Origin of the sequence: Bacteroides ihuae, assembly GCF_900104585.1 — a bacterium.
Classification (GTDB): Bacteria; Bacteroidota; Bacteroidia; order Bacteroidales; family Bacteroidaceae; genus Bacteroides; species Bacteroides ihuae.
Genome location: NZ_FNVX01000006.1, coordinates 512,114 through 524,149, shown reverse-complemented (window position 1 = coordinate 524,149; position 12,036 = coordinate 512,114). Strand labels below are relative to the sequence as shown.

Annotated in this window: 11 protein-coding genes; 9 read left to right on the top strand and 2 right to left on the bottom strand. The window is 40.7% G+C overall.

The window, feature by feature from the left end; all coding sequences use genetic code 11:
* The first annotated feature begins 4 nt into the window (after positions 1 to 4).
* From BQ5338_RS12925 to folE, 9 genes are all read left to right on the top strand, one after another.
* Positions 5 to 556 carry a DJ-1 family glyoxalase III gene (locus BQ5338_RS12925; protein WP_071147241.1) on the top strand — a complete coding sequence of 184 codons (552 nt, stop codon included), beginning with the start codon at positions 5 to 7 and terminating at the stop codon, positions 554 to 556.
* A 7-nt stretch (positions 557 to 563) separates the two neighbouring features.
* On the top strand, positions 564 to 1,223 hold the full coding sequence (locus tag BQ5338_RS12920; RefSeq protein WP_071147240.1) for a 2-C-methyl-D-erythritol 4-phosphate cytidylyltransferase: 660 nt from the start codon (positions 564 to 566) through the stop codon (positions 1,221 to 1,223).
* On the top strand, positions 1,223 to 3,319 hold the full coding sequence (gene recG / locus BQ5338_RS12915) for an ATP-dependent DNA helicase RecG (protein WP_071147239.1): 2,097 nt from the start codon (positions 1,223 to 1,225) through the stop codon (positions 3,317 to 3,319). Before BQ5338_RS12920 ends, recG begins: the two co-directional genes overlap by 1 nt.
* A 220-nt stretch (positions 3,320 to 3,539) precedes the next feature.
* On the top strand, positions 3,540 to 4,004 hold the full coding sequence (ndk, locus tag BQ5338_RS12910) for a nucleoside-diphosphate kinase (protein WP_071147238.1): 465 nt from the start codon (positions 3,540 to 3,542) through the stop codon (positions 4,002 to 4,004).
* Between the two features lie 16 nt (positions 4,005 to 4,020).
* Positions 4,021 to 4,902, top strand: coding sequence for a M23 family metallopeptidase (locus BQ5338_RS12905; RefSeq protein WP_071147872.1), 882 nt, complete (start codon positions 4,021 to 4,023; stop codon positions 4,900 to 4,902).
* A gap of 105 nt (positions 4,903 to 5,007) precedes the next feature.
* On the top strand, positions 5,008 to 5,550 hold the full coding sequence (locus tag BQ5338_RS12900; RefSeq protein ID WP_071147237.1) for a DUF1599 domain-containing protein: 543 nt from the start codon (positions 5,008 to 5,010) through the stop codon (positions 5,548 to 5,550).
* A complete protein-coding gene (locus tag BQ5338_RS12895; RefSeq protein ID WP_071147871.1) occupies positions 5,540 to 7,627 on the top strand; it encodes a BT_3928 family protein in 2,088 nt (695 codons plus the stop codon). The genes BQ5338_RS12900 and BQ5338_RS12895 overlap by 11 nt, the downstream gene beginning before the upstream one ends.
* A gap of 74 nt (positions 7,628 to 7,701) precedes the next feature.
* Positions 7,702 to 8,172, top strand: a complete 471-nt coding sequence (locus tag BQ5338_RS12890; protein WP_071147236.1) for an SPOR domain-containing protein — start codon at positions 7,702 to 7,704, stop codon at positions 8,170 to 8,172.
* Between the two features lie 7 nt (positions 8,173 to 8,179).
* Positions 8,180 to 8,764, top strand: a complete 585-nt coding sequence (gene folE / locus BQ5338_RS12885; protein ID WP_071147235.1) for a GTP cyclohydrolase I FolE — start codon at positions 8,180 to 8,182, stop codon at positions 8,762 to 8,764.
* Between the two features lie 21 nt (positions 8,765 to 8,785).
* Here the strand turns inward: folE and dnaG are convergent, their stop codons facing one another.
* Entirely contained in the window at positions 8,786 to 10,777 is a 1,992-nt protein-coding gene (gene dnaG, locus BQ5338_RS12880; RefSeq protein WP_071147234.1) for a DNA primase, read from the bottom strand.
* 482 nt (positions 10,778 to 11,259) lie between these two features.
* Complete coding sequence (locus BQ5338_RS12875) at positions 11,260 to 12,033, bottom strand: prephenate dehydrogenase (RefSeq protein WP_071147233.1); 774 nt, start codon at positions 12,031 to 12,033, stop codon at positions 11,260 to 11,262.
* Positions 12,034 to 12,036 lie beyond the last annotated feature (3 nt).

Below are 12,036 nucleotides of genomic sequence, written 5' to 3'. Positions count from 1 at the left end.
AATCATGGAGACTATTTATGTTTTTTTTGCTGACGGATTTGAAGAGATTGAAGCACTGACGACTGTCGATGTTTTAAGGCGAGCAAACTTGAAAGTAGAGATGGTCAGTATTATGTCCGAAGATGTGACAACTGGTGCGCACGGCATTGCTGTTACCTGCGACTTATTATTTGAAGAGTGCGATTTTTCAGATGCAATAATGTTATTGTTACCTGGAGGAATGCCTGGTGCTGCTTCATTGTCTAAACATAAAGGTTTGTGCGAACTTCTCTTGGACTATAATAGCCAAAATAAATCGATTGCTGCTATTTGTGCGGCTCCTATGGTATTAGGGAAGCTTGGTATACTCAAAGGACGTAAAGCAACTTGCTATCCAGGTTATGAGCAGGACCTACAAGGGGCTGAATTTGTATATGAGCAGGTAGTGAAAGATGCTAATATCATTACGGGTAATGGTCCCGGTGCTGCCATGGTATTTTCTTTGGCTATTGTTGAATCCTTGGTAGGTAAAGAGAAGAAACAGGAATTGATCGAAGCTATGGGGGTTAAGAATTAGTTTGCTGATGACAAAATACGCTATTATAGTTGCCGGTGGAAAAGGCTTGCGCATGGGAAGCGATCTTCCTAAACAGTTTTTGCTATTGGCGGGTAAGCCCGTGTTGATGCATACTATTGAAGCTTTTTATCGGTATGATTCTGAGATAGAAATTATTTTGGTTCTTCCCAAAGAGCAACAAAACTACTGGCATCAATTGTGTTGTGAATACCATTTTCAAATAAAATATAGGCTTGCAGATGGTGGTGAAACTCGTTTTCATTCAGTAAGGAATGGTCTGAACCTTGTTACCAAACCCGGTTTAGTCGGTGTGCACGACGGTGTTCGCCCGTTTATTTCTCAAGAGGTAATAGCTCGTTGCTATGAATTGGCAGTTGCTCATAAGGCGGTAATTCCGGTAATTGATGTGGTGGAAACTTTGCGACATATTCTAACTGTTGGTAGTGAGACTGTTGATCGCAATGCGTATAAACTCGTTCAAACTCCGCAAGTTTTTGATGCCGATTTATTGATCCAAGCCTATCAACAAGAATATATTCCTACATTTACCGATGATGCTTCCGTTGTTGAAGCCATGCAGATCCCCGTTTTCCTGACGAAAGGAAATAGAGAAAATATAAAAATAACAACTCCTTTTGACTTGAAGGTAGCTGATTCTTTGCTGTGATGTTCGATTTAGTGACCAGAGACATAAAATACCTATCTGGAGTCGGCCCGCAGCGAGCTGCTGTACTCAATAAAGAATTGGAAATCTATTCTTTGCACGACCTCTTGTATTATTTCCCTTATAAGTATATTGATAGAAGTCGTGTGTATCTTATACGCGAAATAGATGGAAATATGCCTTATATTCAGTTGAAAGGGCATATTCTGAGTTTCGAGACCTTTGGTGAAGGAAGGCAAAGACGATTGGTTGCACACTTTTCTGACGGAACAGGAGTTATGGATTTAGTTTGGTTTCAGGGAATCAAATTTGTCGTTGGTAAGTATAAACAGCAGCAAGAGTATATTGTGTTTGGCAAGCCTACAGTATTCAATGGGAGAATCAATATTGCCCATCCAGATATTGACAATGCTTCAGAATTAACTCTCTCTTCTATGGGTTTGCAACCCTACTATAATACTACGGAAAAGATGAAACGTAGTTTCTTGAATTCTCATGCCATTGAGAAGATGATGACAACTGTTCTTCTGCAAGTTCAAGAACCACTACCCGAGACACTCTCTCCTAAAATACTTGCAGAACATCATCTCATGTCTTTGACTGATGCCTTGAGAAATATCCATTTCCCAACTCATCCCGAGTTACTAAGAAAGGCCGAATACCGACTGAAATTTGAAGAGTTGTTTTATGTGCAACTGAATATCTTGAAGTATTCAAAAGATAGGCAATTAAAGTATCGAGGCTACGTTTTTGAGAATGTAGGCGAAATATTTAATACGTTTTATACCCGGAATCTTCCTTTTGAGTTGACTGGCGCTCAGAAACGTGTGTTAAAAGAAATTCGACAAGACGTGGGATGTGGTAAACAGATGAACCGCTTGTTGCAAGGAGACGTGGGCAGTGGTAAAACATTAGTGGCACTCATGAGTATCTTGCTTGCACTGGATAATGGCTATCAGGCTTGTATGATGGCACCCACAGAGATTCTTGCCAATCAGCATTATGACACGATAAAAGAGTTGCTCTATGGTATGAATCTTCGGGTTGAGTTACTTACCGGTAGAATAAAAGGTAAGAAGAGAGAAGCCATTCTTTCGGCTTTGCTAGCGGGAGATGTGCATATACTCATCGGTACGCATGCGGTAATAGAAGATACTGTTCGTTTCTCTTCATTGGGCTTAGTGGTTATCGACGAACAACATCGGTTTGGTGTTGCTCAACGGGCAAGACTCTGGAGTAAAAACGCCCAACCACCTCATATGCTGGTCATGACGGCTACACCTATTCCTCGTACGTTAGCAATGACGCTTTATGGCGATTTGGATGTTTCCATTATTGATGAACTTCCTCCTGGGAGAAAACCTGTTGTAACAATTCATCAGTTCGATAACCGCAGAGAAAGCCTCTATAAATCGATGCATCAGCAAATCGCGGAAGGACGTCAGATTTACATCGTGTATCCTTTGATAGAAGAGAGTGAAAAGATTGACTTGAAGAATCTGGAAGAAGGCTACTGGCATATTTGTGAAGAATTCCCCGAATGCAAGGTTTGCAAGGTGCATGGTAAAATGAAATCAGCTGAGAAAGATGTACAAATGCAACTTTTTGTTTCTGGAGAAGCGCAAATAATGGTGGCAACTACTGTAATAGAAGTAGGGGTAAATGTTCCGAATGCATCGGTGATGATTATTGAAAATGCAGAACGTTTTGGATTATCGCAACTACATCAGCTTCGTGGAAGGGTAGGGCGTGGAGCCGATCAGTCTTATTGTATTTTGGTAACTACCTACAAGTTGGCAGAAGAAACAAAAAAACGACTAGAAATAATGGTGCGGACAAACGATGGTTTCGAGATAGCAGAGGCTGATTTAAAACTGCGTGGTCCGGGCGATCTTGAGGGAACTCAACAAAGCGGGATTGCTTTTGATTTAAAAATTGCAAATATAGTTCGTGATGGTCAACTGTTGCAGCATGTGCGCAGTGTAGCTGAAAGGCTTATTGATGAGGATCCTACAGGCATTCATCCCGAAAATGAGCTCCTTTGGAGGCAACTTAAGTCTCTTCGTAAGTCAAATGTTAACTGGGCCGCTATTAGCTAAAAAACGGTTAAAGATACAGTTTGTTTGCAAAAACTGCTGCAGAACATATTTACTCTTATTCTTCCTGTTTATCGTGGTTTGCAAGCCTTGTTTGCAATAAAAGGATTGCTGTTGTATGAAAAAAAAGTTAAGGGGGCTATTGCTTTTTAAATCGTAAATACTATCTTTGGAATAGTTTTGAAAAAGACACCACTTAGAAACCTTTGAAATAGTATCATTTATGATTGAAAAAACGCTGGTCATTTTAAAGCCTTGTACCCTTCAACGTGGGCTTGTTGGTGAAATTATTCATCGTTTTGAACGCAAGGGATTACATTTGACTGGAATGAAAATGATACATTTGACAGATAAGATTTTGAGTGAACATTACTCGCATCTGAGTACTAAACCTTTCTTTCAACGCGTGAAAGATTCTATGATGGCGGCTCCTGTCATTGTTTGTTGTTTTGAAGGAGTAGATGCGATACAAGTAGTTCATGCTTTGGCCGGTTCTACTAATGGGCGCACAGCAGCACCGGGAACCATTCGTGGTGATTATAGTATGAGTTTTCAAGAAAACATAGTCCATACTTCCGATTCACCTGAAACTGCGGCTACTGAATTAAAGAGATTTTTTAAACCGGAAGAGATATTCGATTATGAGCAGGTTACTTTTGGCTTTCTTTATGCTTGTGATGAATATTAACGAATTGAAGAAACGAATGAATTTTAATTGTATTAAAACTGTATTGGTTGCCGCAACGGCAATGGTCAGTCTGAATTCTTTTTCTCAGGATCTGATTGCGCGCCAAGCTCCGATTGATCGAAAACTAAAGAGTGTCGATTCACTCGCATTACAAAAGCAGATTCGTGCTGAACAGGCTGCTTATCCTGCGCTGAGCCTATATCCAAACTGGGATACCCGATATGTACATGCTTACGGTAAAGAGGCTATTGTTCCTGAGTCTTTTACAATTAATCTTACCGGTTTCCACATGCCTACCCCTAGCACACGCATAACGTCTCCTTTCGGCCCTCGTTGGAGAAGAATGCATAATGGGCTTGATCTTAAAGTGAATATAGGCGATACTATTGTTGCGGCTTTTGACGGTAAAGTACGTATAGTGAACTTTGAACGTAGAGGCTATGGCAATTATGTCGTTATTCGTCATGATAATGGACTCGAAACGATTTACGGACACTTATCAAAACAGTTGGTAGAGATTAATCAACAAGTTAAAGCTGGTGAACCCATTGGACTTGGGGGTAATACCGGACGTTCTACAGGTTCTCATTTACATTTCGAAACTCGTTTCTTAGGAATTGCTATTAATCCTGCTTATATGTTCGATTTCCCAAAACAAGATATTGTTGCTGATACTTATACGTTTAGGAAGACAAGAGGGCATGAGTCTGTTGATCCTTCAACAGGTAGAATGGCTAAAGCTGACGAAGGAACTATAAGATATCATAAGGTGAAGAGTGGAGATACTTTATCTCGTATTGCTGCTAAAAGAGGTGTGTCAATTGATAGACTCTGTAAGCTGAATCGAATAACCCGAAGAACGACTCTTAGACTAGGACAAGTACTTCGCTGCTCTTAATATCTATAAACAAAATATGTGAGGAGGACACTTTAATATAATTTAGAGTGCCCTCTTTTCTTTTTTCTTTAATTATTGCTAACTTTGCACTCTATTCGTAATAAAATGAAAGAGACAAAGCAACAGTTCGAGCATGTCATTGCACTATGCCGTGATTTGTTTTCCAAAAAACTCCATGACTACGGTCCTGCATGGCGCATTCTGCGTCCGGCTTCCGTTACAGATCAAATTTTCATTAAGGCCAATCGCATCAGAAGTATAGAAACCAAAGGGGTGACTTTAATTGATGAAGGGATTCGGTCGGAATTCATAGCAATAGTAAATTATGGTATTATTGGCTTGATACAGTTGGAATTAGGCTATGCTGAATCTGCTGATATTAAGAATGAGGAGGCTATGGCTCTTTATGACAAATATTCTAAGGAGGCGTTGGAGTTGATGCTTGCTAAGAATCATGACTACGATGAGGCATGGCGTGCGATGCGTGTTAGTTCCTATACAGACCTAATATTAATGAAAATCTATCGCACCAAGCAAATAGAATGTTTGTCTGGGCGCACGCTGGTGTCTGAAGGTATAGATGCTAACTACATGGATATGATTAATTATTCAGTTTTCGGATTGATTAAGATTGAATTTGAGAAATAAAGAAGTACATATAGCGATAAATGTTTGGGTAAATCTGTGTCGGTTCTTACTGGCCGGGCTATTTATTTTTTCAGGATTCGTGAAGGCTGTTGATCCACTAGGAACACATTACAAGATACAGGACTACTTGACTGCTTTCGGCATGGATGGACTGTTTCCATCTTACGCTCCCTTATTATTTTCTATCGTTTTGTCCGCTTTAGAATTTTCTATTGGCGTTTTGTTGTTTTTTGGAGTAAGGAAGAAGACATCAACGACTTTGTCTTTGTTGCTTATGATCGTAATGACTCCTCTTACGCTTTATCTTGCTTTAAAGAATCCGGTATCTGATTGTGGTTGCTTTGGTGATGCCTGGGTGTTGACTAACTGGCAGACTTTTTGGAAGAACGTTGTGTTATTAATTGCAGTAATCTCTGTTTTTGTAGGAAAACGTCACATTATACGTTTTGTAAGTGCTAAAACGGAATGGTTAGTATCACTTTATACGATTTTCTTTGTGCTTTTCCTTTCGCTATATTGTTTGAATCGTTTGCCTGTTCTTGACTTTCGTCCTTATAGGATAGGTGAAAATATTGCAGAAGGAATGACTATTCCTGAAGGGGCGAAGCCGAGTGTCTTTGAAAATACATTTATTTTAGAGAAGAATGGCGTAAGGAAGGAATTTACTCTTGATAACTATCCGGATAGTACGTGGAAGTTTATTGATTCTCATAGTGTGTTGAAGGAGAAAGGGTATGAACCTGCGATTCATGATTTCTCAATGATGGACAGAGATACCGGCGAAGATATAACAGATCAGGTGCTGACAAACAAAGGGTATACTTTCTTTTTAGTGGCGCATCGGATAGAGGAAGCAGATGATAGCAACATTGACCTGATTAATGAGATTTACGATTATTGTGTGGAACATGGTTATGGCTTCTACTGCTTAACTTCTTCCTCGGAAGATTCTGAGATTGATCAATGGAGGGACAAAACAGGAGCTGAATACCCTTTCTGTTTGATGGACGATATAACTCTAAAAACAATGATTCGCTCAAACCCCGGATTGATGTTGATTAAGAATGCTACCATTCTCAATAAATGGAGTGATAATGACTTACCCGATGAGTATGAACTAACTGATAAGTTGGAGAATTTGGAGTTGGGCAAGCAAAAAGTTAAAAGTGATGTGTATACAATAGAACAGGTTATCTTGTGGTTTGTATTACCGTTGTTATTTGTGTTGGGACTTGATATATTGGTGGTGAAAAGAAATGAACGTAAACGAAAGAATAAAGATCAAAAATTAATTAACCCTTTAATAAAGACTAAAATGAGAAAGAACATTGTTGCAGGAAACTGGAAAATGAACAAAACCCTTCAAGAAGGTATTACTCTTGCAAAAGATTTGAATGAAGCTTTGGCTGGTGAGAAACAAAACTGTGATGTGGTTATCTGTACACCGTTTATTCATTTGGCTTCAGTAACACCTTTGGTTGATGCTGCCAAGATTGGTGTGGGCGCAGAAAACTGTGCTGATAAAGAATCAGGTGCTTATACCGGTGAGGTATCAGCTTCTATGGTTGCTTCCACAGGAGCAAAATACGTTATTCTGGGCCATTCAGAACGTCGTGCTTATTACGGTGAAACAGCTGCAACCTTGAAAGAGAAAGTTAAGTTGGTTTTGGCTAATGGCTTGACTCCTATCTTCTGTATTGGTGAGGTGTTGGAAGAACGTGAAGCTAATAAACAAAATGAAATTGTTTATTCTCAATTGGCTGGTTCTTTGTATGATCTTTCTGCTGAAGATTTCGCTAAGATTGTGTTGGCATACGAACCTGTTTGGGCTATTGGTACCGGTAAAACAGCTTCTGCAGCGCAGGCTCAGGAGATTCATGCTTACATCCGTTCTACCATCGTTGATAAATATGGAAAAGAAATAGCAGATAATATTTCTATTCTTTACGGTGGAAGTTGTAAGGCTTCTAATGCAAAAGAATTATTTGCCAATCCTGATGTCGATGGTGGTTTGATTGGTGGTGCTGCTTTGAATGTAGCCGATTTCAAAGGTATTATCGATGCATTTAATGCATAAATTTCAATACTAGGATTTGTGGGCCTTCCATTGGGCAAGGTTCACAAATCTTTTTTATTTATCAACTTGTGTGTATGAAGACTTATTCGTTTTACTCAGCTTTGTTATTTCTATTATTTGCCTTTTCTGTAGCAAAAGCACAGAATATCGTTAAGAGCTTGGAACGTGATGTACCGGGGCAAGGCAAGGTGACTGTTCATCAGGACTCACGTCTTGAAGCTTTGCTGGGGCAAGAACATACCTCAAACGCCATAACAGGCTCTGAAGAGCAGGAATTTATTAAGGTCGCCGGTTACAGAGTGCAGGTGTATGCAGGTAATAATTCGAGAAGTGCTCGTAGTGAGGCTCAGAATATAGGTTTTAAGGTGAAAGAATACTTTCCTGATCTAAAGGTGTACACAACCTTTTCTTCTCCCCGCTGGTTATGCAGGGTAGGTGATTTTCGTAGCATAGAAGAGGCTGATGCTGCGTTGCGACAATTAAAAGCTACAGGTGTTTTCAGAGAAGTCTCTATTGTAAAAGAACAAGTCAATATCCCTTTATAACTTACTCATGTTAGAAAAAGAAGAAGTAGACTCTCCTCACTTGGAGGAGATGATGAATCATTATCGTGGTATTATAACTCTATTAGGTGAGGACGCTGAACGTGAAGGACTTTTAAAGACCCCCGAGCGGGTGGCTAAGGCCATGCTAACTCTCACCAAGGGATATCATATGGATCCCCATGAAGTACTTTGTTCGGCTAAGTTTAAGGAAGAATATAGTCAGATGGTTATCGTGAAAGATATCGACTTCTTTTCTCTTTGTGAACATCACATGTTGCCGTTCTATGGTAAGGTGCATGTGGCTTATATCCCTAATGGTTATATTACGGGTCTGAGTAAGATCGCTCGTGTGGTAGACATCTTTTCTCATCGCTTGCAGGTACAAGAACGTATGACTTTGCAGATAAAGGAATGCATCCAGCAAACTTTAAATCCACTTGGTGTAATGGTGGTTGTTGAGGCTAAGCATATGTGCATGCAGATGCGAGGTGTGGAAAAACAAAATGCGATAACTACTACTTCCGATTTTACGGGCGCTTTTAATCAGGCAAAGACGCGCGAGGAATTTATGAATCTCATTACTTATCGATAGTTTTTGACTATCGATAAAGAGTTATTTGGGCAATATCACCCTGTCTCCCAAACGCTTGGACATCATGTTCAGGATTTGCTTCATTTCATGGTATCGCTGCATTATTGCGTTGCACTTTTCTATATCATTCGCTATGGCAGGATCTTGAAGTGCAAACATTATGTGCTTTAATTCTGCGTTCACAATTGCATTCTTGAAATTAATGGTGAAGTCAGGAACCACTTCAAACAGTCGTTCTTCATCTGTTGCCATCTTCTGTCCTTTGCTTAACTGATAACGGCTACTAAGCAATTCGGCTGATAATCGACTGATCTCTTGGTCGGGGTGTGACATGAAGTAGCGTTCGGCTCTAAAGCCCTCATCATACATGTGTGCAGCAGCCTCGGCAAGAATCCGTCGGTGGAGTGGGTTATGGAAAGTCAGATCATCTTGCTTCAAATCGTTGATGATGTAAGCAATGACACTTACAGGCACTTCGTTCCCTTCTTCGTCTGTTTCTTCGCACATAATCTTCTCTCCATAGCGAATGATCGTTTTTATAATCAGACGCTCAAACTTATAGAATTCTTGACCTTCTTTACCTTCTTGCGGAATGAATGATTCGTAAGGTGGCGTTACTCCTTCCTCTGGTGGTGGAACGGCCATGTTGCCATTTGGCGAAGTAGGCGATTGGTTATAGCTGGTCGGCTTGTTTTCTTTCTCGGTCTGTTTTTCTTTTAATTTAGCAACCTCTGCCACCAACAGTTTCTCCTCAATACGTAGCAATTGGCTGCACTCCTTCATGTATACCGACCGAATAATAGCTTCGGGAATGACCGATATGCTTCGTACGATATCACCAATTAATTCGGCTCGCTTGATGGGGTCTTTACCCGCTTCATCGAGCAATAAGTTTGTTTTGAAGCGAATAAAGTCGACCTCATGGGCCGAGATATATGCTTGGAAATCAGTCGCATTATGTTTGCGTGCAAAAGAGTCGGGGTCATCTCCATCGGGTAATAGTACGACTTTGATGTTCATTCCTTCCTCCAATAGCATATCGATGCCGCGGATGGAAGCTTTGATACCCGCCATATCTCCGTCGTACAGTACAGTAATATTATTGGTAAAGCGGTGAATGAGACGAATTTGCCCAGCTGTTAATGAAGTCCCTGATGATGAAACCACATTCTCTATGCCCGATTGATGCATTGAGATTACGTCCGTATATCCTTCGACGAGGAAGCAACGGTCTTGTTTAACGATCGACTGCTTGGCAAAATAGATGCCGTACAACTCACTACTCTTGTGATAAATCTCCGATTCCGGCGAATTGACGTATTTGGCTAGTTTTTTGTTTTCAGTGCTCATTACACGTCCACCGAAAGCAACAATCTTGCCCGAAAGTGAATGTACAGGAAACATTACCCGTCCCCAGAAACGATCACGTAGCCGGCCTTCGTCTGTTTCGTAGCAAAGGCCTGTTTTTACAAGAAACTCCTTTTGGTAACCTTTTTTTGCTGCTTCCTGAGCTAGAGCATCGTGCTGTTCCGTACTGAAGCCGAGTTGGAACTTCTCTATGGTGTCATCTCGGAAGCCACGCTGTCTGAAGTAGGCCATGCCAATGCTGCGTCCGTCAATGTGATTTTTCAGAATATTCTGAAAGTAATCACGTGCAAAGCTGTTGACGATGAACATACTTTCGCGAGCGCTCTGAGCCTGTTTCTCTTCGCTGGTCAGCTCTCGTTCCTTGATTTCAATGTTATATTTCTTGGCGAGAAACTTCAATGCCTCGTAGTAGGACATCTGTTCGTGTTCCATGATGAAGTGCACTGCATTGCCGCCTTTGCCACAACTGAAACATTTGCATAAACCTTTGGCCGGAGAGACGCTGAAGGATGGCGTTTTCTCGTTATGAAAGGGGCATAGCCCCACATAGTTCACTCCACGCTTGCGCAGAGTAACGAACTCCGATACTACATCAACGATCTGTGCGGCATCGAGTATTCTGTCTATGGTTGCTTGATCTATCATTCTACGAGAGGTTTTTTCAATATCACAAAAGTACTTCTAATTTGTTATACTACCAAGCTACCCTTTTCCTTTTATATGAATAGGTTATACAGATTGATTTTCTGAACTCATTCTTGTCAAGAGCAGGTTTACGCATTATTAACGAAGTAAGAGGGTTTGAAAAAGAATTAGGTGTTCTTTGGATAACAATACGAGAGAAACTAATTTCCTTTAGGAGTTATTCCGATAACAAATAAGCAAATTGCTGAAGAGAAACCGCCTTTTGAGGCAAGAGAACCGTGCAGTTGAGCCAACTGCACGGTTCTCTTGGACGGTTATAACCCTTCTTGGGGCTACCTGACGAAGGGGAGCCAAATAAAAAGAGGGAAGCCGAAACTTCCCTCTTTTACTGTAGTTTAATCTGAATATATTTTATGATTACTCTTACAAAGATAATACATTGAACAAGCAAAGTCAAGCTTTTTCCAGAGAAAAAGGATGGCCTACTTGATGTTTTCACGAATCTTTGCCAGATACTTCTTCATGGCTTCTGCGTCCTTATTGGTGATGATCTCTAATACCGTTTTCAGTTCACGACGAATATTTTCCACTTGTGAAGGAGTGCGGGGGTTGAATAAGATTTCTTGTAACAGATAGTCATCTTCACTCATTAACCCTTTGGCGATGGCCATGTGTTTCTTAAATGTGGTGCCGGGGGCTTCCTGATGCTTCATGACAGCAGCAAACACAAAAGTAGAAACAAACGGGATAGAGAGCGAATAAGCTACCGTCTCATCGTGTTCGTCGAAAGTATATTCAAAGATATTCAGGTTCAGACTGTTATACAGATCCTTGAAGAATACTTTCCCCAGATGATCACTCTCGCTGATAACGATGGCATTCTCGCTACTCAAATTACTGAGGCTGGCAAATGTGGGGCCGAACATGGGATGAGTGGACACGTAGCGGAAACCGCTTTCTTCGTAAAACTTCTTCAATCCCGTCTTAACTGATGCAATGTCGCTGATGATGCAGTCTTTTGACAGCACAGGCAACACTTGTCTAAAGGCATCTAACGTGTACTTCACTGTTGCCGCATTGATGACCAACTCAGGATCAAATTCTTTGATTTCATCCAGCGTAGTGAAGCGATAAGTGTTGTACACAAAGCGCAACTGATGCGGGTTGACATCGAAGACGGCCGTTTCGTGCTGAAAGCTTAGTATGTCGGTAAAGAAGGAACCCATCTTTCCGGCTCCAAGAATTAATATTCTCATGAT